Genomic DNA, 26,219 nt, shown 5'->3' on the forward strand with positions numbered 1-26,219 from the left:
GACAGGCGCGACGAACTCGCCGCCGATGTAGTTGCCGTAACGGGACTTGAAGGAAACGATGGCACCGGGAGTGCCTGGGTGGGCGTAGTTCATGATCGGGTTCTCTTGTCGGTTTTGGTTGTGACCGCCCGCAGGGCGGCCACTGTCAATGGCATAAGCCCTGCAGGTCAGGAGCCCTGAGGTGTTTCGCCACGTGCCAGACGAGCGTTGATGTCTTCGATGACAGCGGGCAAATCCACGATGGTGTCGATCAGGTAGTGCGGGCGAGAGGCTTCGAACATCTTGATGATGCGTGTGCGCTCCTGGGCCAGCTCTTCCAGGGACAAGTCCTTGAATTCCTCATAGGTCAGGCCCAGTGCGTTGCCGGAGCAGGTCAGTGCGACCGTCCACATGCCCGCGCTGCGGCCTTCGAGGATGCCCGGCCAGGTGTCGTCGACCTTGACGCAAGCCGCGACATCGTCGATCCCCAGCGCGATGACATTGGCCAACGCCTGTGCGGGATGTGGACGACCGTTAGGCACTTCGTCGGTGGCAACCACATGGTCGGTGACGTAGCCGTTCTTGCGCGCCAGCTCTACGACCTTTTCCATGACCACTGCCGGATAACCCGAGCAGGAGCCGATTTTCAGGCCCTTGTCGCGCAAGCCGTCGATCGTATCGAGCGCGCCGGGAATCAATGCCGAGTGCAGGGCGATCTTCTCGATCTGCAACGGCATGAAGCGCTCGTAGAGGGCGGTGACGTCGTCGTCCGTTGGCAGGCGGCCGAAGACGGCATGGTAGCGATCGGCGATTTGTGGCTCGTTGCACAGCGTGCGGATGTGATCCCACTTGCCCATGCCCATCGGCCCGCGGGCTTCCGCCAGGGAGACGGCAACGCCGAACTCGGCAAAGGCTTCGACGAAGATTTGCGTCGGTGCGAAAGAACCGAAGTCGACGACGGTGCCCGCCCAGTCCAGGACCACGGCTTGCAGTTGAGTCGGTTGTTGGTAGTGCATGGTGATTGCTCCAGTGAGGGGTAGTTGGACGTTCGGGTTCAGGAAGCGGTGCCGGCAATGGCCGGTTGCACCGCGGTCGACTCAAGCGAAATGGCTTCCACTGTTTTCGGACGGCTGTTCCAGAATGGCACCAGCATCAGGCTGGCCAGCAGCGCCGTGCCGGTGAACACCAGGAACACGGTGATGGTGTCGAAGTAGCCCGGCAGCAGGCCGCCGAGGACCGCCCCCACCGAACCACAGCCGTTGACGAAGCCTGCGGCAGAGGCCGCGCCGTCCTTGCTGCCGAAGTCAATGGCCGCCGAACCGCTGATCATCGAGTCCGGCCCGTAGAGCGTCAGGCCCATCATGAACAGCAAGCCGACCACCATATAAAGGCTGCCGCTCTGCATGGCCGGCACGAACAAGCCCAGGCAAATGGTGAGCACTACCAGGCTCAGGACGCAGACCGGTATGCGACGCGCTCCGAAGTACTTGTCCGATGCAATACCGATGAGGATCGGGCCGATCAGGCCTGCCAGTTCAAACGAGGTGGGAACGATGGAGGAGGCAACCTTGCCGATCTCGGGCATCCGGTCGTAGATGATCACCGGCCCCCACAGGAGGATGGCGTAGCGCGCAGGCTTGAGCATGAAATAGGCCAGGCCGAGCACCAGCACGGTTCGATTCTTGATCACGGTGCGCAAGCCGGCCCACATGCTTTCACGTGGCACGACGACGTTGCCGACCGGTTCGAGTTCGATCTCGACCGCTGGCAGGCCCACGTCTTCCGGCCGGTTTCGTTGCAGCACGAAGAACAACGCCGCCACCACCAGGACCACGACAGCGCTGCTGATGAACGCGATGCGCCAGTCATGGAACGAGTTGTAGGCCCACCAGCCGGCAAAGGGCGTTGCCACCAGGCCGCCAAAGGCATAGCTGGTGCTCCAGTAACCCAGTACGCGGCCACGCTCTCCGGTACTGAAGAAACTGCCGACGTTCTTGCACAGGCCTGACCAGCCGGTGGACTGGGCAAGCCCCTGAATCAGCATGCAGGAGACGAAAATCGGCAAGGTGGCGTAGGTTCCCATGGCCAGCGCGGCCACGGCCGAGATGACAAGGCCGCTGAGCACCACGACCCTCGGGCCGAAGCGGTCGGAAAAGTTGCCCCACAGAAACTGGCCCACGGCATAAGCGGTCAGGTAGAGCGCATCGAGGTTGGCCATCATGGACTTTTCGAGCATGAAGCTCGGGTCTTCGCCAATACCCAGCTTGGCCACCGAAAACGCTTTTCGGGTGAAGTAGAAGGCGGCATAGGCCACCCAGGTGATCAGGAAGATCTGCACGCGCCAACGCTGGAGGGATTTCCAGCCGGTTGCGAGTGGGTTTGCGGTGTGTTTGTTCATGGTGTTCTGATCCCGTGTGAGGTGCCAGACAGCGCAAATTTGGTTGGTTTTTGTTTTTGTTTTCGGTGCACAAGCCCGTCCAGACCCACGACATCGATCAGATGGCAGTGAGAACGGCTTCAGGCTTGAAATATCAACGTGTCGCGATCACTGACGGGTGTCCGGCGCAGCCGGGCGATGTGTCAGCGAGTCCATGATTAAAAAAAGATCCCTGTCCAGAGGTGCTACCCATTGCACCTGTGCTCGAATTGACGGGGACCTTGAAAGGGGGCGATCAGGTCGGCGTTTTGCGCATGTCCACACCCATGGCAACGAGGCTGTCGGCGATGGCGCGCAGCAGTTGATGGACGACGTATTCGTCGATCTGTCCGATGCAGCCGATGCGGAAGCTTTCGGCCTGGGTCAACTTGCCCGGGTAGATGATGAATTGACGGGTCTTGAGCTCATCGTAGAAACGCATGAACTGGAAATCCGGATGCTCGGGGCAAAAGAACGTGGTGATGATCGGCGACAGCCAGCAGTCTTCCAGCAAGGTGCGGAATCCCAGCTCGCGCATGCCGCTGACCAAAACGTCGCGGTTGCGCGTATAGCGCGCCAGCCGGCCCTGCACGCCGCCTTCGTTCGCGTGCTGTTCGAGGGCTTTGTGAAAGGCCACCACGCTGTGAGTCGGCGGAGTGAAACGCCATTGGCCGGTGCGTTCCATGTAGACCCACTGCTCGTAGAGGTCGAGGGACAACGAATTGGCGCGCCCCTTGGCCGCTTCCAGGACCGAGCGGCGGATGATCACGAAGCCAAAGCCGGGGATGCCTTCGATGCACTTGTTGGCCGAGGACACCAGCACGTCGAAGGCGATGTCATCGATGGTCACCGGCACGGCGCCGAAGGTGCTCATGGCGTCGATGATCAGGGACTTGCCGTGGGCCTTGACCACATCGGCGATCGCGCGCAGCGGGTTGAGGATGCCGGAGCTGGTTTCGCAATGGACCAGGAAGACGTGGGTCACATCCGGATTGGCCTTGAGCAGTGCGTCCACCTCATCCGGCTGCGGCGGCAGGTAGTCACCTTTGTCCAGCGTGATGTAGGCGCGATCGAGGTATTCCAGGGTCTTGGTGGCTCGCTGGCCGTAGGCGCCGTTCATCAGCACCAGGGCTTTGCCGTCACGGGGGATGGCAGTGGCCAGCGCTGCCTCCACTGAGTAGCTGCCGCTGCCTTGCAACGGTACACAGGCAAAACTGTCGTCCTGCACACCAGCCATGTGCAACAGGTGCTGGCGAACCTCGGCGGTGACGCGGTTGAAGGCTGCGTCCCATGAACCCCAGTCGCGGAGCATGGCTTCCTTGGTGGCTTTCGAGGTGGTCAACGGCCCCGGGGTCAGCAGGTAGGGTTCGCCCAGGGCTGGTGTGGCCAGCGGCAGGGGAGTCGGAAACTCGGCTTTGGTCATGATCTTCTCCGGCGGTTTTGTTTTTGTGGGGAGTGATGCACGGAGCGATAAAAACATTCGCTGAAAAATAAATGAAATCGATTTATCACATGTCATAAACAAGCTGAGCTTATATGTGTCCAGGCGATGACCCTCCCGGTTTCTTTTGAAATGACAGGTCCTGCATTGCATACCGGCCAGCATGAACCGGCAGATTTTTCCGTGGGCGAGTGAGTACGCACCCCTCGCGCCGATGTCATCGCACAGCGCCAGGTGTTGAGGTTAAGTATTTGAAGTTGAAGGTTAATTTTTTGGCTGAATGACGTTCCGCGCCTCTTCCGTCACGAGAGGGTTTGCAGATTGGACCGGAGGGGGCGGGGTGGCTGAAATGACACGTGGCAGCCGATTACGAACGATCTGGTTCGTGCGTAAATCATGGGCTTTTAAAAAAACCTGCCCGGTCGGCGCCGGGCAGGTTTTCTGTCGGCCAGCGAAAAAAATTCGCCGGCAAGACGAAGCGGTTAGCCCTTGTCCGCCTTGCCGGCTGCCGCGGCGAATTTTGCCAGGCGCACGTCGAGTCGACTCGGGCGTCGATTGTGATCTTCGGCTCGTTCCTTGCGGCGAACGGCGTTGCGCACCATCAGTGAACCCAGGTAGCGAATCGGCTCTGGAGGAAAGTGGCCGAGCGGGCCTTGCAGCAGCGGTGAGCGCGTCCAGGGATTGTCCAGTCCCAGCACCAGCGACGAGAGGATTTGCCCGCCCATATGACAAGGACCGACGCCGCTGCCGGAATAGCCGAAGCCATAGTAGATATTGCCCCTCGCGCCCATACGACCGAAGAACGGCAACCCGGTGACCGAGCGATCGGACGGGCCATTCCAGGTGGCGGCGATGCCGACATCGGCAAACTCCGGGAAGAACTCCCCCAGGGTGTTACGCAACAAGCCTTCATAGGGGGAGGGCTGGTCGAACACCGGCAGGATGCGCCCGCCGTAGGCGAAGGTATTGCCTCCTTTGCCGAGCATGATCCGGCCGTCCGGGGTGTTGTGGTAGTAGTGCACGAAGATTCGCGAGTCGAGTACGGTGACCCCGCTGGTCAGGCCGATGCGCTTGAGCAGATCAGGTCGCGGTTCGGTGATGATCATGTCGCTGGAGACAATGGCCACTGTACGCTCGAACTCTGGAAAGGCCCGCGCCATCCAGGCGTTCATCGCGAGCACCACGCGCTCGGCGACGACTTGCCCGCCCGGCGTGGCGACGGTGGCCGGCAGCCCTTGTTCCAGGCCGGTCATCGGTGAACCTTCGTAGATTCGCACGCCCAGTTCCAGCGCGACCCGGCGCAGGCCGCGGACCAGCTTGCCCGGTTGCACACTGGCGGCCGCCGGCGAAAACCAGCCTTCGATGTGCCGGGTTGAACCCGCCATACGCTGCACGTCCTCCTGCGCGTATCTGGAAAACGAGTTGATGCCATTGCGCTCCAGCGCCGCGATCACCCCGTCGGTCGAACCCACCTGGGCGCGGTTGGTCGCGGTGTAGAGCGTGCCATCGAGACGGTAATCGGCATCCACCGCGTACTTTTCGCAAAAGTGGCCGATGGCGTAAATGCTCTGCTCCGATTCCTTGACCAGGCGTACCGCCTCTTCGACGCCGAACAAGCGCTCCAGGGTGAAGTACTTGGCCGACCAGGACAGCGCGCAACCGCCGTTGCGTCCGCTGGCACCGGCACCGCAGATGTCGGCTTCGACGATGACCACGTCCAGTTCGGGGTTCTGTTCCTTGATCATGATCGCGGTCCACAAGCCGGTGTAACCGCCACCGACAATGCAGACGTCGGCGCGGGTGTCCTGCTGCAGCCGAGGGCAGGGTGTGTCGGGTTGGTCTTTCAGGGCCTGATCGAGCCAGTAGGGTCGCATGGGGGGCATTTCCATTGATGGGTTCGAGGTAAAGGACTGGACATCATCAAGCGCACGCGGCGACCACGATCATTTCCACGCGCCAGGCGGGGTCGATCAATTGCGCCAGCGTGCAGGCACGGGTGGGGGCATGGCCTGCAGGAAAAAATTCATCCCAGACCCTGTTCAGCCCTTCGTAGTCCTCACGGTCGGCGAGCAGGATGCGCACCGACAGCACCCGCGTGCGGTCGCTGCCGGCACTGAGCAACAACTGCTCGATACCCGCGAGCACCTCACGGGTCTGCGCCTCGATATCGCCACTGAGGTCCGTGGCTACCTGGCCCCCGATGTAGAGGTGGTTGTCGTACCGGACCATGTCCGAACGGCGTTTAATCGCGGCGAAACGTTCAATTTCCATAGCGCACTCCAAGGTCAATGCCAGCGGTGCCGCTGCTCAGGCAGCGGTCAGACGACTTGCGAAAACCATGCTTGCAGTTCATCTTTCATAAATAAAATCGATTTAACGAATGCATGAATAAGCTGAAACTATAGGAAGGTCTCCAATGGCGATTTCCCATACGCAACTCAAGGCGTTCCACGCCGTGGCCATGAATGGCAGCTTCACCCGGGCGGCCGAGCAGCTCTGCCTGTCCCAGCCAGCGGTGTCCGACCAGGTGCGCAAGCTCGAGGATTACTACGGCGTGATGGTGTTCTATCGCGACAAGCGGCTGGTGCGCCTGACTGAGGTGGGCGAGCAATTGTTCGGCTTGACCCAGCGGCTGTTCGATATCAGCGTCGATGCCCATGACATGCTCATGGACTACCGCACCCTGTCGACCGGGACCCTGAACCTCGCCGTGGATGCGCCGGTGCATGTATTGCCCTATGTCGCCCGTTTCTGCAGCCGTTACCCCGGCGTCGACGTGAAGATTGAAACGGCCAACACCGATGAGGTCCTGCAGCGGTTGTTCGGACACCAGGCAGACATTGCCCTGTTGGGACGGCACATCGAGGACGAGCGCTTGCTGACGCTGCGCCTGCGCAGTGATCCGATGCTCGCCTTCGTCGCCCATGACCATCCATGGGCGCAACGCACCTCCATTTCCCTCGCTGACCTGGACAATACGCCGCTGGTCTTGCGTGAACAAGGTTCTGTCACACGGCTGTCCCTGGAAGAGGAGATGGCGGCGGCAGGTTTGCGCATCCGCAAGGCGATCGTGGTGGAGGGGCGTGAGGCCGCGCGCGAAGCCGTGGCGATCGGCATGGGCGTCGGTGTGGTCTCGGCAGCCGAGCTGGGCTCTGATTCCCGGCTTCGAGGATTGCCGATCAGCGACTGCCAGCGCTGCTTCACCGAGACCCTGGTGTGCCTGCGGGCACAGAGCTCGCGGCGAATCCTGACGACCTTTTTCGACATCGTTGGGGAAGGGTTGGGAGAGTGAAGTTCATCGCTCAGGAGCAGGGGTTCTTCGCGGGTGCGGCAGGTTGCCAGGGCTGTGAATCCACAGCCGAAAGCGGACGTTCCCAGGCGCCTCGAAGTGATGGCGATCCAGTCTAGGTCCGTGGGAAATCAGTGCTCGCCATTAATCTTTCGTGAACATACTCCTCAAATTGTTCGGCTGGCAGTGGTGGGGAAAACAGGAAGCCCTGGTAGGTCTGGCAGCCATGCTTGACCAGAAAAGTGCGCTGAGCTTCTGTCTCCACACCTTCTGCGATCACCGAAAGCCCCAATATCTTGCTCAGGCTCACAATCGCGCAGGCGATGGCGGCGTCGTTGGGATCAACCAGCACGTCTCTGATGAAGGACTGGTCGATCTTGAGTTGATCCAGCGGAAGGCTTTTGAGGTATGACAGTGACGAGTAGCCGGTTCCGAAATCATCCAGCGAAAGGCCTATGCCGATCTGTTTCAACTCGATCATTTTGGCGACAGTACTTTCCACATCCTCTATCAACAGGCCTTCGGTCAGTTCCAGTTTCAATTTCTTCGGATCGGCCCCCGTGTATCTCAGTACTTGCAGTACCTCCTCGACGAAGTCCGGATGGTGAAACTGGCGGGCGCTGACATTCACAGCCATACCCAGTCGGGCGGTTTCCGAGTGCTTTGCCCAGGCAACCAGCTGAGTGCAGGCTGCCTCCAGCGCCCAACGACCTAACGGCAGAATCAACCCGGTGTCCTCTGCCAATGGAATGAACTCGCTTGGAAACACGACTCCGCGCTCAGGATTCTGCCATCTCATCAGTGCCTCTGCGCCAATGATACGGCCCTCACTATCTACCTGCGGCTGGTAATGAAGAAGGAATTCGTGGTCGTGCAAGCCTTGGCGCAAGTCAACTTCCAGCCTGGCGCGTGCCGTGGCAACCGCCTGCATTTGCGGATCGAAGAAGCGCATGGTATTGCGGCCCGCCGCCTTGGCGCGATACATCGCCAGGTCGGCACGCTTCATAATATCGTCCACTGTGTTCAGCTGACCCTGGAACAGCGCAATGCCGAGGCTGGGGGTGCTGTGGTGCTCATATCCATCCAGCTGGTAGGAAATGTTCAGCGAGTCGAGAATCTTTTCGCCAATAGCCTTGGCCTGGATAGCTGCTTCTGGAGGATTCTCGTTAAGGCCATCCAGCAGGACGACGAATTCGTCTCCACCCAGGCGAGCCACGGTGTCGCTTTCGCGTATGCAGCCGCAAAGGCGCAGAGCAACTTGCTGCAGCAACATGTCGCCCCTGTCATGCCCCAGCGTGTCGTTCAGTGCCTTGAAGTTATCCAGGTCAATGAGAATTATCGCGCTCGTATTCAGGCTACGGGAGCTGCCCGCCAGCAGATGCTGCAACCGGTCCAGCATGAGCCGCCTGTTGGCCAGCCCGGTCAGCTGATCGTAGAAGGCCAAACGCTGGACCTCTTGCTCAGCGGTCTTGCGGTGGGTGATGTCCGTATTGATCGACAGAACGGATTGCGGCTGGCCATCATCGTCTCGCACCAGGGTTCGATGACTTTCGAGCGTGATGGTGCGGCCATCCCGGCGTCGAAGTGTAACTTCGTCCGCCCAGTCACCCGTTTCTATCAGGCTGTTGGTGGCCGCATTGAAAGCGGCGCTACCCTGGTAGATCAACTCCTGTGCCGATTTGCCGAGTGCCTCTTCCTTTGTCAGGCCGTAGAGACGCTCGGCACTTTTGTTCCAGTACAGGATGCGGTTATCCATCCCGTGAACGACAATGGCGTCCTGGGCCTTGTCCAGCAGCGATGCCTGCTGGCGGGCCTGCTTCTCGCTTTCGCGCAGCACTGCCAGATAACCTTCCTTTTCGGCTGCTTGCGACTCCATTTCGCGCCTGATCTTGCCCCCGTAGATCATGGCCGCACTGACCATCAGTAGCACGAACAGCATGATCGCGTATTCGACCCGGCGCAGTTCTTCGACCGACTCAAGCTCCTCCTCCAGGAGCCTGCTTTGAATCAGGCCCACGCGATCGCGCACGGTACTGAGTGAGGCGAGCACCAGGGCAAACTTCCTGTCCATCGTTGCCATGCGCTTGCCAGCACTATCCGACTGCCCCTCCCTGAAGTAGGAAAAGATCAGCAAGGCCTCGTTCACCATTTCGACCATCGCGGCATCAACTGCACCCACCTCATCCTTCAATGCAAGGGTAAAGGCTTGTATATCTGCACTGTGTTCAGCCTCATGGGCGATCCGTACTTCCAACTGTTTTTTGGCCATTGCCAAATGCTCGTTGAAGACGCGCAAGGCTTCATACATATTCCGCGATTCGGCTTCAACATTGTGTGTATCGAACACATTATTGCCCGGCGCATTGACTGTGGAAGCCAGGCTGCCCAGCGTTGAATAGCTCGACAGCTGTCGGACCCACGACTGGTTGGCCTTGATGGAGCGGTGATAGGTATCGACGATCAGGTGATTCAATAGCACGCTCAGCACAACAACCAGCACGTCGAATCCCGCAAGAAAAAAGTACATGCGGTGCCATTTGGTCGAGCGCGGTTTGTTTGAACGGGTGGGAATGGCTTGCTTTTCGGCGCTTTTATTCCTGAAAAAATCCATTTCACAATCTCCAAACATAATCCTTCTAAATTGACCAATAGAAGCGGTATTCGGAAACCCGTTAACCTTTTGCGCCGACACCTGAACCTGAGAACACACCGCACGTAGCATCAGCCAGATTTTTTCCATGTTCCGGATTCACGCCGGTTTTCGTGAGCGAAGCTCCCGAGACCAGCAATAGCTACCTTTGTTGTGTTTGACATCATCGTTTCAGGTAACGATTCTCCTCGCTCTCCATTGTAGAACTGAACGTCGGCAATCACTTTTGCCAGATGTCCTGTTCCTTTCAATTTCCTCAGCCTCGTCTTCCCGAGTGTCGTTGCGGATTTGCGCCCCTGAACCGGATGCTTCACGCACAATGGTCGGGTGACATAGGGCCGGTTGCGGGTCATTTCCGCGCAGCCTGCCGGGCTGCCTGATCAGTTTCGATAGCAGATCAAGCATAGCCACTAATTTGCCTTTATTCCGGTCGCCGACTGCTCCAGGTCGGTAGCGGCCCGTCCGGCAAGCCTCGACAGTGACGTACCTGCCACCGGTGGTGGCGCTGCTGATCGGCATACTTGTCGGGGAGGGGCTGCGAGCCATGGATCTGATGGCGATGAGCGCAATTCTTGTTGGCGTGTATGTGATCCGGACGCCCGTTCGGCAGCGCTAGCAATGTCCGCTGCCGAATTCAAATGGTCAAAAAGGGAGCGGATTTATTTTCCAATAGGTGGTGTCTCGTCCTGAACAAGGTTTACACCTCTGATCTATTTTCAGAAGGTCTGCAGCTCGTGCTGTTTCATCACGATGGGTATCGGTCAGATCGCTAGAGCAACGCACTGAGGACGCGCTGTCCATATAACCCGACGCCAAGGCCCGACACGATGAGAACGACTGCAAGGATTTTGTTCAGTGACAGGGTCTCATTGAAAATCATGACTGAACCGAGGCTTTCATGCTGATCTTCCTTGATTGATCGTTGAAAAATGAAACGTGAGAAACCACAGAACCAAGGCGGTAGCGCTGATCAAGGCGCCCAGCAGGCTTACTGCAATCCAGCCCCATAGTGCATAAACCTGGGTCGCGGCTGCGGCTCCCAGCGCGCTACCGACCGAGTAGAAGCACATGTATGCGCCGACCATGCGACTTTGGGCGTCGGGTCGTGCAGCAAAAATGAGGCTCTGGTTGGTGACATGTACTGCTTGCACCGCGAAGTCGAGCAGGACTACGCCACAGACCAGCGCGATCAGGGACGTCTCGGCAAACGTGATGGGCAACCAGGACAGCGTCAGGAGCCCCAGCGAAATGCCGGTAACACGTTGCCCCAGGCCTTGATCGGCCCAGCGACCGGCTCTACTGGCAGCGAGGGCACCGGCGACGCCGGCCAATCCAAACATGCCGATGGCAGTGTGTGAAAGCGACAGCGGCGGGGCGCTCAACGGCAGCACCATGGATGTCCACAGCACGGAAAAAGCGGCAAAGATCAGTAAGGCCAGAAGGCCCCTGGCGCGTAAAGTGCGTTCGGTGATGAACAGTTTGAAGACCGAACTCATGAGCGCCAGGTAGGCGTCCTGGTGCCTTGGCGGCGCCGTGACAGGAACCACTTTCCACAGCACCGCCGCGATGGTCAACATCAATCCTGAGGATACGAAATAAACGGCGCGCCAGCCCGCGATGTCCGCAATCAGGCCAGAGGTAAACCGCGCCAGAAGAATGCCCAGGACAATGCCACTTGTTACCGTCCCCACTGCTTGCCCGCGTTGTGATGGCGTTGCCAACACGGCGGCGTATGCCACAAGTACTTGAACGACCACTGCCAGTAAGCCCATCACAATCATGGCGCCCAACAGGGCCAGCCATTGCTGGGCTGCGCCGACCGCCGCGAGTGCAACCGCAGACAGCAGTACCTGAGTCAGAATCAGCCGCTTACGGTTTACCAAATCGCCCAGTGGGACGATGAACAGCAATCCCAACGCGTAACCAACCTGAGTAGCAGTCACGACAACGCCTATCATTGATGCGGCCACACCCAGGCTCTGAGCCATTGAATCGAGTAACGGTTGTGCGAAGTAAACGTTGGCTACTGCCAGCGCGCAGGCGACAGAAAACAATAACGTGAGCGACGGGGAAAGCCCTGGAGAACGGTCATTCCTGCTGCTTTCTCCGGTATCCGAAAGCAGCAATCGCGAAGGTTGTCTGGAGAACCGTTTGGTGGCTGAGTCGGCATCTGCTGTCATGTACAGCTCCATGGCGTTAAACTGGTTTCAATTAAAAACTAGATTCAATTGTTGCTGCATCAGGTTTTAAATTGCAACCACATTGCGCCGGGCTGGTGGACAGACTTGGCAACTCCACATTCCGCAAGGTCAAAAAGATGGTCGAAGACACCTCACCACACAGCAGCGAATGCCCGGTAGCAAGAGCACTGGAGGCCATCGGGGATCGTTGGTCGCTCATGATCATCCGCGACGCTTTTGACGACATTCGCCGGTTCAGCGATTTTCAAAAGAGCTTGGGCGTGGCCAAAAATATTCTGGCATCGCGACTGAAGACGCTGGTTGAGGTCGGGGTTTTCGACCTTCGACCGGCGTCAGATGGCAGTGCCTACAAGGAGTACGTCCTTACGGAAAAAGGACGGGAGATCTTTCCGGTGGTGGTCAGCATGCGGCAGTGGGGCGAACGTTTCCTGTTCAAGCCGCAGGAGACGCGTTCTGTGCTGATGGACAACGAGTCCGGCCAGCCTCTGATGCCGATTGATGTTCGCTCATCAAGTGGTCAGAAACTTGGACCGTCTGACTGCCACAGAGTGAGGCTTGTTGACGGCGAGTCGTGAATCGACAGCAGCTTTGCTTCACACCAGAACGATGCAGAGTAAATTAGAGCCAGTGTGCAGGGCGTAGTTGACAAGAACATGTCCGCCTCTGGCCGATTGTTGCCTGTCGCGAAGGGCAGCAAATGCGGACCGACCGTCACCAATCGGATCAAAGAAAATCCAGGATAGCAACGGTAAAGAACCAACCAATGCTGAGGGTGATAGTCAGGTAGATAATCGAGAGCATCAGAGGGTGATTCCACATGACACTAACCTCCCATAACCGTTGTTTTTATACTGGTGCCTGGTAAATTGGGAGCTGTGAAAGTCATGAGCTCGTATGAGCTGTAAGGCAATAATCAAGCCATTTGAGTGAAGGGCATTTGGATGCGCCTTTGGCCTGCAATGCTGCGTTATAGGCTATGTCTTTCAGACGGAAACTGTCCCTGAATCTACCCCCAAAAAAGATGAAACTCCCCCCACACGCCCACTTGTGGGGGGGGACATTCGTCCGGATGCCAACTAGTGGGATTGAAGACCTAAGCTAACGTTTTGCCACAGGGAGGCACACGGCAGAACAAGGCAGATAGGAAACCCGGGGACGATTTAGCAGGCGGAAAAAGTTAAATGGCTGTTTTGGCCGATTTCAGTCTTCCACGTCCGGCTGAAACCGACCCGCAGCAGACGTACTGCTTCAGATGGACCGCGATGATCAACTTTTTGAAAAAATGAAAATCCTGTAGCTGCAGCCAAGCCATCCACGCGTAACTCGAACTAACCTGTAGAAGGAGACTCCCGTGTCCTCCTCAGGGTATGAAATGAAGCGCTTATGGCCTCTGCCACTCGATCTGCGCGCACTTATTCTCTTTTTTGTCCTGCTGTCAGTGCTTGCCACTCTCAGCAACAGCCTTATTGTTGCCTACCGGGTCCAGCGCGAAGCGCTGATTCATTTGACGCTCGAGTCCAACAGCGCCTATGCCGCCAAGGTAGCCTCGAGCATTGGAGCGTTTCTTCAATCGGCACAGGGGCGAATGAAATACAGCGCGAGCGTCCTGGCTGCTCATTGGAATGAGCCAGAAGCACTCCAAGCCGAGGCAAATCGCTTGCAACAGCAGGATGCGGACCTCAATGCGATTACCATAGCCGATGCGAGTGGCAGGGTTCTACAGACGGCACCAGAGGCTCTGAAAACCGAGGGTTCCGCATTGGATTCGGCGAGCGTGCAGCAGGCCCTCAGAGAGCACGGCCCCCTAGTCAGCTCAGCCTACAAATCGGCCACCGGCCATTTGGTTATATTCATTTCCCAGCCGATCGTCAGTGCATCGGGCCAGTTTCTCGGTGCGATCGGCGGCTCCGTCTATCTCATGCAGCAGAGCGCTTTGCATACGATAATAAGCAGTCATTTCCACCATGAAGGCACCTTCGTATTCGTTACCGACGGGAATCGGCGCCTGCTGTATCACCCCGACCTGCAGAGAATCGGCGAAATTCTCGAGCCAAGCAAGACGGTGGACGCGGCGTTGCGGGGCGAGCACGGGGCGATGGATGTTCCGAATGACAAGGGAGGCCAGTTGCTGGCTGGCTACGCACAAGTACCGGATGCACATTGGGCAGTAGTAGCACTGCAACCTCGGGAGCGAGCGCTCGCTCCACTGGCCCCCCTGATGAGCCTCATCATCATGGGAATGGTTCCGGCAGGTATTGTGGGATTTGGGTTGATTCTGGCCGGCACTGCCCTAATCTCGCGGCCGCTGCGCCAGCTATCGACCGTCGCTACCCAGTTGACGGCTCCAGAAGCCGAGACCCAATTGCTGCACGTGCAAGCCTGGTACCGCGACGCATACGCTATCCGGCGAGCCCTTCTCACCGGTGTAAAACTCATGCAACAAAAGCTTGGCCATCTCAGCCATGAAGCACTGAGCGACGCCCTGACCGGTCTTGCGAATCGAAGGGCGATGGGAGGGCTCCTAGAGATGTTGACGCAGACTGAACAGCCATACGCCGTACTCTCCCTGGACATCGATCACTTCAAGCGCGTGAACGATACCTTCGGCCACGATGCGGGAGATTCAGCGCTCAAGCACATCGCTGAGATCATTAAAAACAATTCAAGAGCCAGCGACCTGACCTGCCGGGCCGGGGGCGAAGAATTCGTTCTGATAATGCCAGAGACATCGATGGCCATCGCGGAAACCATCGCGGAGCGGATCAGAGATAACGTGGCGAGCAGCGATGTGCCTTCGGTAGGCAAGCTGACGCTTTCTATCGGAGTGGCCTGTCGAGAGGAGGCGTCGACCTGCGATGCGGTATTGAAACTAGCCGATGAAAGGCTTTATCTGGCCAAGCAGAGCGGGCGAAACAAAGTTGTGGCCTGCTAGCGTCTCAGCTTACGTGTACTTTGAGGAGTACCTAAGAATCAAGGTAGGGTAAGCGTCCGGCCTACTCACCTTGTGTGGCGCCCAAGTCATCACACCCTCATTCCAGAGAGCACCTCAGCAATGACTGGCACGAATTGCTTGGCTACAGTGGCCATTGATCGATCGGTCTGCATTCGACCGCTGGCCAATTACATCACTACTGGGTGGGTGATGGTGCTTTTACCCGGATGCTCCTAGGTCGAAACCGTCCTTAATGATTTCTATCTTTGCATCCAACCGTCATTAAGGTAGGGCATAGAGCTTGAACAGCATCCGGGATGTATCGCTGACGCCTCCTAAATGTTTGTCGTATGCCTGTTCAATCGCACCAGTACGGTACATTTCGCTTAGCGCGCTATCGACCAGCAGTCGGAAGTTTTCATCGTCTCGATCGACCATCATTGAAGTCGTTGAGTACTCAAAAATGCGATCGAGCAGTACAAGATTCCCGGTGGTGTATTTGTCGGCGAGGTCATGTTTGAGCATCGTGCGTTCGGCGAAGAAAACATCTGCCTTGCCATTGGCAACACGCTCGAGACCCGCGGCAGTGTCTTGAACAGTGACGAGCGTGGCGACCACCCCTAAGGTTCGCATTTGTTGATTGATCCACTGCTCGGTGACGCCGCCAGCGATCGTGGCATAAGTCATGTTAGCCAGTGCGCGATTGACGTCTGTGCGCCAGGTAGGGCCGGTTTTGGCTACGTCTCCTTTCAGGACCTTGAGTAGCGCGTTAGGCGCATTTTTGTTGACTACGGCCGATAGGCCGGCCGTGTAGACAGGAATTGAGTAGCTGACTGTTTTGCGACGCTCCAGTGTTACTGGCGTCGGTGTGCAGAGAATATCGACTTTTCCAGTACTGACGGCGCTGATTTCGTCGCCCAATTGAACTGGCTGATAACGAACTTGCAATGAGGGCAGGTTCAACTCGGTTTTTATTGTGCTGAAGATGTCCTGACAGAGGTCAATCGCATATCCGCTGGCCTTGTCACCCGCTTGGGTACTAAACGGGGCGAAGTCAGGCACATACCCCAGAACCACGGAATGACTGTTCCGCACCCGTTCAAGCGTATCGGCTCCTGCGACTACGGGTACCAGGGAAAGTAGGCAGACAAGTAGCAGGTTGACGACTTTGGTCGGTTGAGCGCTCATTTCTCATTCTCCCGTCACGTATTTCTTTTGATAGACGATTGTCCATCGTTCAAATTACTTCTGGTGAAACTACCCACACACTGCATGGCATCTTGTACAGCAGATGTTCCACGGTGCTGCCGACTAACCGCTCCATGGCGCGGTGACCTACGCGACCCATGACAATGACATCAGTGTCATAAGCCTCTGCATGGCTGGAAAGCACCTTGGCCGGATTGCCCATGATCATGTGCTGGCGCTCCGGCGCAATACCGTTGCGCTCCGAAAGCTCGCGGAACGCGTCAGCTTGAGCGTCGAACAGGGTCTTGGCTTTGTTCGAGGAAAAAAATGCCGAACCATTACTGAAACCGAATTCATCTGCGCTGATGGATGAAAGGTCATGGGCGTAGATTACGTCGAGCTCGGCGTTGCAGGTGGTGGCCAGTTTTGACGCCTCGCGCAGAATCCTGTCGTTGAAACCTTCGTATTGGTCATCACTATGAAAAGGGTCGACGGCGGCGACGATCTTGCGCGGCAATGCGTGGTGCACATGACTGACAAAATGCAGCGGCACCGGGCATTCGCGCAGCAGATGGATATCCAATGGGGTAAACATCAGGCGTGACAGCAGGGATTCGTGTTCCAGCGCCTTGATCACAACGGCCATCTCCTGCTCTTTGAGATGAATGAGGATTTCCTGCAAAGGCCTCTCCACCCAAACCACTTCAGTGGTGACATGCACCCCGATTTTGCGCAGCGGTCTAGCCTGATCTTCAAGCCATTGACGATGGCGCTCGACATAGCCCAGCCGCATCTGTTCCAGCGCTTTTTCGTTGACCATACCAGCTGTCGCCAGCCCTTCGAGGTAATCGAACGCCACGATGTGCAGTGCCGAGTCCGAGGCCTTGGCCAGTGCGGCAGCCCGGTCGAAGGCAGGGCTGTTTTCCATTAACGGCGAGACGATCAGCATGAAACGTGATTGATCGGACATGACAGGTCTCCGGTAGGTAATCGCGCAATGGCTTGCTGCAATGGCTGCGGTATTGGCAATGAAGCCTTGCACTTATCCTGCTTTCGACCGGGGGCGGAAGGTTGATATTTGTCAAATGGAATGGGGAAGGACGATGTGGTCCGACGTGCGGTTACCCAGGTCTCGTCCAGTGACGAAATTGTTGACCATTATCAATCTTTCGTCCGTCACCCCGGCGCAGTCTTTGGGCTCGTGCTGCACTTTGACTTACGTACGGCAAAGGAGGGATCGCCATGGCAACCATGAAAGCGGCTGTTTTCGTTGAACGGAATCGGATCGTGCTGGAAGACAAACCCATCCCGGAAGTCGGGCCGCAGGATGCGTTGATCCGTATCACCACCACGACCATTTGCGGCACCGACGTACACATCTTGCGCGGTGAATATCCAGTGGCCAAGGGCCTGACCGTGGGCCACGAGCCGGTAGGCATCATTGAACGTCTCGGTTCGCAGGTGCGCGGTTTTGTCGAAGGGCAGCGGGTGATTGCCGGTGCCATCACGCCCAGCGGACAAAGTTATGCCTGCCTGTGTGGTTGCGCGTCACAGGATGGACCCGATACCCGCCATGGTTTCCGTGCCATTGGGGGTTGGAAGTTTGGCAACATTATCGACGGCTGCCAGGCCGAGTACGTGCTGGTACCGGACGCCATTGCCAATTTGTGCCCGATTTCCGACGGGCTCGGTGACGAGCAGGTGTTGATGTGCCCAGACATCATGTCCACCGGGTTTTCCGGGGCTGAGCGGGGCGAAGTGACCATCGGCGATACGGTTGCCGTGTTTGCCCTTGGGCCAATAGGCCTCTGTGCGGTGGCGGGTGCACGACTTAAAGGCGCGACGACGATCATTGGCGTCGATGCCGTGGCTGAGCGGATGGACGTCGCGCGACGGTTGGGTGCGACTCATGTCGTCAACTTCAAGGACGGTAACGTGGTCGAGCAGATCATGGCCCTGACCGATGGTCGGGGTGTCGATGTGTCCATCGAAGCACTGGGGACACAGGGGACGTTCGAATCCGCGCTGCGGGTATTGCGTCCGGGTGGTCGACTATCCAGCCTCGGTGTTTACTCCAGCGATCTGCGAATTCCCCTCGATGCCTTTGCCGCAGGTTTGGGCGACTACAGCATCGTCACCACCCTGTGCCCTGGCGGCAAGGAGCGTATGCGCCGCTTGATGGCGGTAGTGCAGAGCGGTGGCGTGGACCTGTCGCCGCTGGTGACTCACCGTTTCAAACTCGATGATATCGAGGCGGCTTATGAGTTGTTTGCTCACCAACGGGATGGTGTGATGAAGGTCGCGATTACGCCGTGAGGGTGTGAGGGGCGTATCTCGACGTCGAACGGAGGTATCTATGATCATTGATATCACGGAGAAACCGACAAGCCATTGCTGGGTCGTGCGCATGGATGCCCTGGAAGTGAACTTCAATAACCTAAGCGAAGCACAGGCTTTCGTTGGCCAACTCAAGGCACGAATCGAAGCGCCGCATGCCTGGCCGATCCCCCTAGGCTCAGCAGCCTTTACCAGACTGATGCCTGACCATCGAACTGCCTATCCGAACGCCGAACAGGCTCGTGCCGACCTCTTGGAGTAACGATGTGCGCCAGCGAGGGGCGGGACTCATGTCGATGAGAACCCAATGAACGAAACTTTCGGGATGGCGGGTGCAGCTGCTGCGCTGGGGATTGGCATGCTCATCGGCCTTGAACGCGAACGGCACAAGGGACAGGAGGAGACCCGTGCTTGTGCCGGTTTGCGCACGTACGCGATCACGGCATTGTTGGGTTATGTGGCGATGCAGCTCGGTGGCAACCTGCTGATAAGCATCGTCGCGATCATCCTGGGAGTGCTGGTCACCGTAGCGTACTGGCGGAGCTTGGGCGATGACCCCGGTGTGACCAGTGAAGTCGCGTTGCTCAGTGTCTTGGTACTGGGTGGGCTGTGTGGCTCAAGGCCTACGCTGGCGATTGCCATCGGCGTGGCGATTGCGGGGCTGCTGGCCTATCGACAGAAGCTGCACTATTTCGCCCGCAGTCAATTGACCGATGCCGAGCTGGGTGACGGCCTGATCCTGCTGACCGCTGCGCTGGTCGTGCTGCCCTTGGCGCCGGACCGTTTTATCGGCCCCTACACGGCCATCAATTTGCGTACCATTTGCATGCTGACTGTGTTGCTGATGGCAGTGGGGGCGATTGGGCATATTGCTGTTCGTACCCTGGGCACCCGTTACGGTTACGCAATCAGCGCCATTGCCTCCGGGTTTGCCTCCAGCACCGTGACGATCGCCGCCATGGGACACCTCGTCGGCCGGCAACCCGACAACATGAAAGTTCTGAGCGCGGCCGCGATACTGTCCAATATGGCCACCGTCACTCAGGTCGGCCTGATCCTGGGGGCCGTCGACCCCGGTTTGTTGCGTCACATGTGGGGGCCTCTGATAGGCGGCGCTGTTGCGGCAGCATTATATGGCTTGTGTCTAATGTTCCCCAAGCCGGCGACCAGCGCCAACCAACCGATCAAGGTCGGTGGCGCGTTCAACCTCAAACTGGCCCTGATCGTCACGTTGACCATGACCGGCATCACCTTTGTCTCGTCCATGATGCTCAGCTATTTCGGCCTGGTGGGGGTAATGCTCACGGCCACGTTTACCGGTTTTGCCGATGCGCATGCGTCGACGGCGTCGATTGCTACATTGGCCAAGTCCGGTCAGTTGCCGTTCGATGCCATTGTCGGCCCTGTGCTGATTGTGATCAGCAGCAACTCCATCAGTAAATGCGTGGTGGCGTGGGTCAGTGGTGGGCGACGGTTCGCCGCCTACGTGATTCCGGGCCAGGTGTTGCTGACACTGGCTATGTGGGCGGGCATGGTGGTGTCCTGAGGAACATCGCGCGCCTACCTGACAAAAATCAAGTGGTCAAAACAGGTAGCAATCAATCTATGGCTCTACTACTGGATTGAAATGGCCGCGTGCCGAGGTGCCCCATGTCGCAGACTCATCGTTTACTCTTGATCGCCCCTTCAGCCATGAGTCGTACCCCGGCATTCGACCGGGCTGCGGCGTTGGCGCTGGCGATGCATTTGCCGTTGCACATCGTGGCGTTCGACTATTCAGAGGCCTTGGCGGTTGCTGGGATGTTCGCCCCGGAACAATTGCGCTTAGCCCGGGACGGCTATCTGCAAACCCATCGGCAATGGCTCGCCGATCAAACAGCTTTGATGAGCAAACATGGTGTCGAGGTCTCCAGCGAGGTGGTGTGGGTGCAGGATCCCTATGCGGAGATCCTGCACTTTATCCACGAGATGCCGCTGACGCTGATTATTAAGGACGCCCAGGAAGAATCGGTGCTGAAGCGCGTGTTTTTCACACCGTTGGATTGGCAGCTGCTGCGTGATTGTCCGGTACCGGTGCATCTGGTGACCACGCCTCTAAATCCCCGGCCACGTAATGTACTGGCCATTATTGATGTGTTGCGCGATGAAGATCAGGACCGTGTGTTTAACGACCAGATTATCGACGCTGCGGCGAAACTGGCTGCGGTCTGTGATGCCCGTCTTGAACTGCTGCATGTGTACGACTGGACGGCTGTATACGTCCAGGACATGGGCTTCGGCGCATTACCGCTGGCCACCGGGATATATGAAAGGTTAGGAGCAGCTCAGCATGAGGCGTTTGCGGCCATCGCTGAACGCCACGGCGTACCTCCGGAATGTCGTCACTTCATCGAGGGTGCACCTGTGTCGAGTATTTGTGCATTCACCGCCGACCACGGCACCGATGTCATTGTCATGGGCTCGGTGCAACACAAGGGCCTGAGCAAACTTTTAGGCACCACGGCCGAGCAACTCTTGCATAGGGCACCGTGCAGTGTGCTGTCGATCAAGCCGGAACGAATGCTGCAGTCCTGAGGACTGGATCGCCCCGCAATGGACCGTTGGCCGGAACATCGCAGGGCGATTTTTTAGAGGTAAAGACGATGGATGACCTGATGGAGGTCATCAGGATCAGTGTGCATCTCGAAGCGCAGTGCCTTAGCCAGGTCGCGCATGGGGGCATTGCTGGCAGCGTCCACCGAATACATCTGGTGATAACCGTTCCGGCGAGCGGCCGTGATCAGATGCTCCATCAGCAATGTGCCCAGGCCCAAGTGCGTCCATTCATCGGCGACGGTGACGGCGCATTCACATTCATGTTCCCCGGTGTCCGCGTAGCGGCTGATGCCGATCTCGACCAGTTGACCGTTGTCATGGACCAAGGCGACGTAGGCCACGCGCTGTTTATTGTCGGTGTCCATCAACTGGTTGAGCATCGCAACGCTGGGCTCTTTGATCTGCGCGAGAAAACGCATGTGCCGGGATTCGGGAGACAGCCGTTTGATGAAGGCATATTCATGGTCACGATCCTTTTCCGTCAGTGGCCGAATCAGCACGTGTCGGCCGTCCCTGAGCGCTTCGATCCAGTATTGACCGTCGACCGCGGCGTAAGCTGCCGCGGCCTGATCATTGTGTTCTTTGATGGTGAGCATGGGGTGTTCCTCCTGTGCGGTTTTGAAGGGGGACGGGTGGAAAAAACAACTGTGTTTGGTGCCTTTCTACGCCGCTGTGTGAACTGGAATTTGATCTGGATCAGAGACGGGTGCCGGGGTCGCCAATTCATGCGTGTTTGATGTAAATCAACTCGCACGAGGTATCAGAGCGCAGTGTTGAAGCATGCCGGCGCGTGAAGTCCGGGGTCGAACGGAGGTGTGTGATGAGTCAATATCAACGGTTGCTGCTGATCGTCGATCAAAGCCTGCAGCAGTCCCCCGCCGTGCAGCGTGCTGTCGCGCTGGCCAAGGCAGCTGGTGCCGTTCTAGATGTACGGGCCTTTGTCGAACCGACACCAGTGGTGCATTTGTGGGAGGAAAAAGTCGATGATGTAGAGCCGCAGCGCTATGTGCGTCGATACTGCCGCTGGGAGGCCGAAGAGTTCGATCGACTCAGCGACCTGGATCTGGAGGTGACGGTCAAAGCCGTCTTTACCACCCATCCGCTGCTGGACATTTTGAAGACGGTCGAAGATCTGAAGCCCGATCTGCTGATCAAGGATGTGGCCCTTGAACCCGCGCTGAAGCGGGTGTTCATTACTCCACTCGATTGTCACTTGTTGCGTGAATGTCCGGTCGCCGTGCACCTGGTCAACCAAGTCCGGTACAGCTTGCCCCACCGGATTGTGGCGGCAGTGGACCCGTTCGATCCGGCGACACAAATCAGCGGCTTGAATGACACCATCATCCAGACCGCCAACGCCCTTGCCTTGCAATGCGATGCGCCGTTACACCTGCTATACGCCTATGACTTGTCGCCTGTCTTCAACAGCGATGCGCCACTGGCTGGGGGTGGTTGGGGCGTGGACTTTATCGAGGAGCTGCGTCAATCCCTGCACCAGGATTTCGTCACATTGGCCGAACGCTACAACGTGCCGCCTGAACGACGTCATTTTGTCATGGGGCTGCCAGTGCCGGTGATCAGTGGATTCGTCGAGGAATATTTGGCCGATGTGGTAGTGATGGGCACTGTGCATCGGGTGGGGATCGACCGGCTGATCGGCAGCAATACAGAGCGGGCACTGTACTCGGTGCCGGGGAGCATTCTTGCGGTCAAGTAGCGCGCCAGGGAATGAGCACGATTGCGCCGTTGAACTGCCCGGTCCGCAACCGCTCCAGCGCCTGATTGGTATTGTCGAGGGCAAAACAGGTGACGTCGCAGTGTACAGGTGTGTGCTGCAACTCCTCGAAAAACGCTGTGCGATCGTCGCGGGTCAGGTTGGCCACCGATCGAACGCTGCGCTCGCCCCACAAGAGCCGATAGGGAAAGGCTGGAATGTCGCTCATGTGAATGCCGGCGCAAATTACGCAGCCACATTGACGGTGACGGCCAGTGCCAGCGGTACCAGCGCCCCGACGGGGGCGAAAATCAGGCTGACATCGAGCAGATGCGGCGGCTGATCCGAAGGCCCGGCCCATTCGGCGCCCAGCGATCGGGCATAAGCTGGCCCTCGCTGTCGTCTGGACGGGTAAAGGCATACACCTTCTGTCCGCGTCCACGGGCGACCTGGATGGCCAAATGTGCCACCGCGCCAGAACCATAGAGGCCCGGATGGTGGGCGCCCTTGGCCATTTGCAGGGCCCAAAAGCCGATCAGCCCGGCACACAGCAGCGGAGCGGCCTGGGTGTCGGAAGCGCCTCAGGAATCAGAAAGCAGAAACGTGCGTCGGCTACGGTGTACTCGGCATAACCCCCGTCCAGATGGCAACCGGTGAACCGGGCTTTATCGGATGTTCTTCCAGTTGTAACGGCTGGACAGGACGACGCAGGACCATGGCACGCATGAAGCTTCTCAAGACGTCACTTGAGGTGACGCTGGCAGCCCACGATCAGTTGCTTGAGCCCGCCCAGGTCCATGATGTTGACATCGCGTCCGGTTATTTCCACCAGTCCTTGGTCACGCAGGTGCGCGATGCCCCGGCAGATGGTTTCGAGGCGCAGACCCAGGTAGGAGCCGATTTCCTCCCGACGCATTTTCAGCACAAAGCTGCTGGATGAATAACCCCGCGTATTCAAGCGTTGCGACATATTCAGCAAAAAAGCCGCCAGGCGTTCATCCGAGTTCATGCTGCCCAGCATCATCAGCATGTCGTGATCGCGAACGATTTCCCGACTGAGGATTTTGTTCAGGTTGTGCTGCAATGAAGGCAGTTCTCGGGCAAGTTTTTCCAGGTGAGCAAAATGGATGGGGCAGACCTCGCTGTCCTCTAGGGCAACCGCGTCGCAGGCATGCAGATCAGTGCTGATGGCATCCAGACCGAGCATTTCGCCAGGAATCTGGAATCCCGTGACTTGCTCGCGACCATCGATCGAAAGCACGGTGGTCTTGAACGAACCGATTCGGACGGCATAAAGCGAGCGCAGCGGATCGCCTGCGCGGTAGAGAGCTACGCCTTTTTTGATCTTAAGTCGTTGCATGATCAGTGTGTCCAGACGCTCGATTTCCACACCGGTCAGGCCAAGCGGTAGACATAACTCCAACACGCTGCAGTTGGAGCATGCAGACTTGAGGTCGTGACTTTGAGACGGCTTGACTTCAGACATGCGCTGTATGCCCCGTATGACTGGAGTAAGCATAGGCGCTCAAACAGCTCTGATAATCACTAGATACGACTTATGTGGATGTAAGAGACGAGCGGGTGAGAGAACCGATTCGTAGGCATGGGCCAATGCCCATTCGATTTCTGCGTCATTCAACTTGAACGCAGGCTTTGAGAGTTGATGTAAATCAAGTCATCAGCGCTTCAGGCTCTCAGAATCGAGGAAAAGCTTCGATGCCGATGTTCCGGTTAAGACTCATCAGGGCCCGAGATCTCGATCTGGCAGGCAGCATCGAACGATGATTTGCTGATGTCCAGGATCGCAGCTTGGAAATGATGATCTGACTGGAGACCCATCATGAGCCAGTATCAACGGTTGTTACTCATACTTAAACCTTCCCTGCGCTATTTCTCAGCCTTGAACCATGCTGCAGCGCTGGCCAAGGCCAGCGGCGCGAGTTTGCATATCGCGACGCTAATCCCCTCATTCAAATGGTTATCGCTGCTTGAAGAAAGTGCTCGAGAACTGGCCCGGGAGCGCTACCTGCAGGACCATCGTGAATGGCTTAAGTCTCAGGCAAAAAGGCTGCGGGATAGAGATATCGACGTGACCACCGAGGTGGTTTGGGCTGAGGACATGAAACAGGACATTCTTGACCACGTTGCGGAATTGCATCCCGACCTGTTGATCAAGGAAATTCAGCATGAATCGGCGCTCAAACGGGCCTTTTTCACGCCTTTGGACTGGCATCTGCTTCGCCATTGTCCAGTACCGGTTTTATTGGTGGGTGGCAGCGGCTTCGTGTTGCCGCGCAGGGTGGTGGCAGCAGTTGAGGTGTCGGACAGTGAGTCAGCCGACAACGAACTGAATGAGCGGATTATCAACCAGGCCTCCAGCCTTGCCATGCAGTGTGAAGCCGAGTTGCATTTGTTGTACGCCTGCGATGTTGCGGCTGACTATTTGGCGGACATGGGTAGCCTGACGCTCGCTGACCTTACCAAAGCGCTACGCAGGGACTTGGAAAAGTCCTTCCTGAGGTTGGCCGGCCGCTTCGGTGTGCCCTCTGATCGTCGACATTTCATTCTGGGGCATCCGGTCTCGGCGCTGAGCGAGTTCGCTAATAAACACAACGTGGATGTGATCGTGATGGGCAGGGTCCAGTCCCATGGAGTGGACAAGCTTCTGGGCAGCACGACCGAGCATATCCTGTATCAGGTGCCGTGCTGTGTCCTGGCAATATAGATCGAATCGGTACGGGGGGTGATGTCACACCGTCAGTTCGACAGTTGAATCTGATACGTGTGGAGAAAGGGATTATTTTCGTTTCCAGTACTTCTGCATTTCCAGAAACAGAAAAGATGCAGTCCACGTGATGAGTACCAGCCCGGTCAGGGCCTGCAGGCCGGTCAAATATTTGAGGTGGCCCACCGGCGAAATATCGCCGAAGCCGATGGTCGTGTACGTCGTGAAGGAAAAGTAAACGCAGTCCATCAGCGAACCGTCGAAGTTGCCCGTCAGGCTACCCCATCTACCAGAGCGCACCATCAGGTAGTAGACCAGCGCGAAGCACCAGACCTCTGTTGCATGGGCCAGCAATGCGCCGAATACCCCAACGACAATTCTAAAGCGGCTCCATAGCTTGAGTCGTGGCAGCCAATCATTCAGACGTAGCAGACATTCGTAATGGATCACTACGACGATTATGACCACCAGCGTATTGATCAGTGTGACTGCCAACATGGCGGATCTCCAGCGATGTCGGGCTGGAATTCAAGCTATTCCAGACTGGTTTTACGCAGGCTCAAGTCGCTCATGATGACCTCCTCTGTGAGGTCCGATGGCTATGGCGAACTGTAATTGCCGGTCTGTGTTTTTCTACACCAGAGAACGGGAAAATCGTTGAGGTAAATCAACAATGGTTTCATGAGCCGAAAGGAAGCGGTGCTGCCAGCAATAGCCAACAATTTAGTTGATAAAAATCATAGTTCCCGCCG

At 57.5% G+C, this 26,219-nt stretch carries 22 protein-coding genes and 2 pseudogenes; 9 read left to right on the forward strand and 15 right to left on the reverse strand.

Translation table 11 applies throughout. The features are described 5' to 3' along the window. From ACLD1X_RS26225 to ACLD1X_RS26250, 6 genes are all read right to left on the reverse strand, one after another. A partial coding sequence (locus ACLD1X_RS26225) for a hypothetical protein (protein WP_429372823.1) occupies positions 1-93 on the reverse strand: 93 nt, incomplete at its 3' end. A gap of 74 nt (positions 94-167) precedes the next feature. Then, complete coding sequence (phnX, locus tag ACLD1X_RS26230) at positions 168-995, reverse strand: phosphonoacetaldehyde hydrolase (RefSeq protein WP_429372735.1); 828 nt, start codon at positions 993-995, stop codon at positions 168-170. Between the two features lie 38 nt (positions 996-1,033). Continuing rightward, on the reverse strand, positions 1,034-2,377 hold the full coding sequence (locus ACLD1X_RS26235) for an MFS transporter (RefSeq protein WP_429372737.1): 1,344 nt from the start codon (positions 2,375-2,377) through the stop codon (positions 1,034-1,036). A gap of 274 nt (positions 2,378-2,651) precedes the next feature. Continuing rightward, a complete protein-coding gene (locus ACLD1X_RS26240; RefSeq protein ID WP_429372739.1) occupies positions 2,652-3,818 on the reverse strand; it encodes a 2-aminoethylphosphonate--pyruvate transaminase in 1,167 nt (388 codons plus the stop codon). A 500-nt stretch (positions 3,819-4,318) separates the two neighbouring features. Next, on the reverse strand, positions 4,319-5,710 hold the full coding sequence (locus ACLD1X_RS26245) for an FAD-dependent oxidoreductase (RefSeq protein WP_429372741.1): 1,392 nt from the start codon (positions 5,708-5,710) through the stop codon (positions 4,319-4,321). A 46-nt stretch (positions 5,711-5,756) separates the two neighbouring features. Then, complete coding sequence (locus ACLD1X_RS26250) at positions 5,757-6,107, reverse strand: RidA family protein (protein WP_096512148.1); 351 nt, start codon at positions 6,105-6,107, stop codon at positions 5,757-5,759. A gap of 145 nt (positions 6,108-6,252) precedes the next feature. On the opposite strand from ACLD1X_RS26250, the gene ACLD1X_RS26255 reads away from it, so the two are divergent. Then, positions 6,253-7,128 (forward strand): LysR substrate-binding domain-containing protein, encoded by an 876-nt coding sequence (locus tag ACLD1X_RS26255; RefSeq protein ID WP_429372743.1) that lies wholly within the window; start codon positions 6,253-6,255, stop codon positions 7,126-7,128. 112 nt (positions 7,129-7,240) lie between these two features. Here ACLD1X_RS26255 and ACLD1X_RS26260 read toward each other — a convergent pair whose 3' ends face one another. The 3 genes and pseudogenes from ACLD1X_RS26260 to ACLD1X_RS26270 all read right to left on the reverse strand — a co-directional run bounded on the left by ACLD1X_RS26260 (position 7,241) and on the right by ACLD1X_RS26270 (position 11,955). After that, complete coding sequence (locus ACLD1X_RS26260; RefSeq protein ID WP_429372825.1) at positions 7,241-9,736, reverse strand: putative bifunctional diguanylate cyclase/phosphodiesterase; 2,496 nt, start codon at positions 9,734-9,736, stop codon at positions 7,241-7,243. Positions 9,737-10,544: 808 nt separating this feature from the next. Further along, a pseudogene (locus ACLD1X_RS26265) lies at positions 10,545-10,667 on the reverse strand (EamA family transporter); the annotation flags it as partial. Positions 10,668-10,671: 4 nt separating this feature from the next. Continuing rightward, positions 10,672-11,955 carry an MFS transporter gene (locus ACLD1X_RS26270; protein ID WP_429372745.1) on the reverse strand — a complete coding sequence of 428 codons (1,284 nt, stop codon included), beginning with the start codon at positions 11,953-11,955 and terminating at the stop codon, positions 10,672-10,674. 137 nt (positions 11,956-12,092) lie between these two features. Between ACLD1X_RS26270 and ACLD1X_RS26275 the strand changes: the two genes are divergently transcribed. Next, entirely contained in the window at positions 12,093-12,551 is a 459-nt protein-coding gene (locus ACLD1X_RS26275) for a winged helix-turn-helix transcriptional regulator (RefSeq protein WP_429372747.1), read from the forward strand. Positions 12,552-13,348: 797 nt separating this feature from the next. After that, positions 13,349-14,908 (forward strand): sensor domain-containing diguanylate cyclase, encoded by a 1,560-nt coding sequence (locus tag ACLD1X_RS26280; RefSeq protein ID WP_429372749.1) that lies wholly within the window; start codon positions 13,349-13,351, stop codon positions 14,906-14,908. 282 nt (positions 14,909-15,190) lie between these two features. Here the strand turns inward: ACLD1X_RS26280 and ACLD1X_RS26285 are convergent, their stop codons facing one another. Next, a complete protein-coding gene (locus tag ACLD1X_RS26285; RefSeq protein WP_429372751.1) occupies positions 15,191-16,096 on the reverse strand; it encodes an amino acid ABC transporter substrate-binding protein in 906 nt (301 codons plus the stop codon). 49 nt (positions 16,097-16,145) lie between these two features. Further along, complete coding sequence (locus ACLD1X_RS26290) at positions 16,146-17,066, reverse strand: universal stress protein (protein WP_429372827.1); 921 nt, start codon at positions 17,064-17,066, stop codon at positions 16,146-16,148. Between the two features lie 272 nt (positions 17,067-17,338). Between ACLD1X_RS26290 and ACLD1X_RS26295 the strand changes: the two genes are divergently transcribed. The 4 genes from ACLD1X_RS26295 (at position 17,339) to ACLD1X_RS26310 (ending at position 21,007) form a co-directional block, all read left to right on the forward strand. Beyond that, entirely contained in the window at positions 17,339-18,412 is a 1,074-nt protein-coding gene (locus tag ACLD1X_RS26295; protein ID WP_429372753.1) for an NAD(P)-dependent alcohol dehydrogenase, read from the forward strand. 40 nt (positions 18,413-18,452) lie between these two features. Further along, a complete protein-coding gene (locus ACLD1X_RS26300; protein ID WP_429372755.1) occupies positions 18,453-18,695 on the forward strand; it encodes a hypothetical protein in 243 nt (80 codons plus the stop codon). Positions 18,696-18,740: 45 nt separating this feature from the next. Beyond that, a complete protein-coding gene (locus ACLD1X_RS26305) occupies positions 18,741-19,979 on the forward strand; it encodes an MgtC/SapB family protein (RefSeq protein ID WP_429372757.1) in 1,239 nt (412 codons plus the stop codon). Between the two features lie 104 nt (positions 19,980-20,083). Further along, entirely contained in the window at positions 20,084-21,007 is a 924-nt protein-coding gene (locus ACLD1X_RS26310; protein WP_429372759.1) for a universal stress protein, read from the forward strand. A 53-nt stretch (positions 21,008-21,060) separates the two neighbouring features. On the opposite strand, the gene ACLD1X_RS26315 is transcribed toward ACLD1X_RS26310, so the two are convergent. Continuing rightward, positions 21,061-21,624 (reverse strand): N-acetyltransferase family protein, encoded by a 564-nt coding sequence (locus ACLD1X_RS26315; protein ID WP_429372761.1) that lies wholly within the window; start codon positions 21,622-21,624, stop codon positions 21,061-21,063. A 224-nt stretch (positions 21,625-21,848) separates the two neighbouring features. Between ACLD1X_RS26315 and ACLD1X_RS26320 the strand changes: the two genes are divergently transcribed. After that, positions 21,849-22,745, forward strand: a complete 897-nt coding sequence (locus ACLD1X_RS26320) for a universal stress protein (RefSeq protein ID WP_429372763.1) — start codon at positions 21,849-21,851, stop codon at positions 22,743-22,745. Here the strand turns inward: ACLD1X_RS26320 and ACLD1X_RS26325 are convergent. Beyond that, a pseudogene (locus ACLD1X_RS26325) lies at positions 22,738-23,412 on the reverse strand (alcohol dehydrogenase); the annotation flags it as partial. The gene ACLD1X_RS26320 and the pseudogene ACLD1X_RS26325 sit on opposite strands and share 8 nt — an antisense overlap. 72 nt (positions 23,413-23,484) lie before the next feature. Further along, the gene (locus ACLD1X_RS26330) at positions 23,485-24,228 is read right to left on the reverse strand and encodes a helix-turn-helix domain-containing protein (RefSeq protein WP_429372765.1); all 744 of its coding nucleotides are present in this window, start codon (positions 24,226-24,228) and stop codon (positions 23,485-23,487) included. A gap of 354 nt (positions 24,229-24,582) precedes the next feature. Between ACLD1X_RS26330 and ACLD1X_RS26335 the strand changes: the two genes are divergently transcribed. After that, the gene (locus ACLD1X_RS26335; protein WP_429372767.1) at positions 24,583-25,467 is read left to right on the forward strand and encodes a universal stress protein; all 885 of its coding nucleotides are present in this window, start codon (positions 24,583-24,585) and stop codon (positions 25,465-25,467) included. 72 nt (positions 25,468-25,539) lie between these two features. Here the strand turns inward: ACLD1X_RS26335 and ACLD1X_RS26340 are convergent, their stop codons facing one another. Beyond that, positions 25,540-25,965: a potassium channel family protein gene (locus tag ACLD1X_RS26340; RefSeq protein WP_429372769.1), complete on the reverse strand. Its 426-nt coding sequence runs from the start codon at positions 25,963-25,965 to the stop codon at positions 25,540-25,542. Between the last annotated feature and the right edge of the window lie 254 nt (positions 25,966-26,219).

Source organism: Pseudomonas sp. 18173 (assembly GCF_050432945.1).
GTDB lineage: Bacteria > Pseudomonadota > Gammaproteobacteria > Pseudomonadales > Pseudomonadaceae > Aquipseudomonas.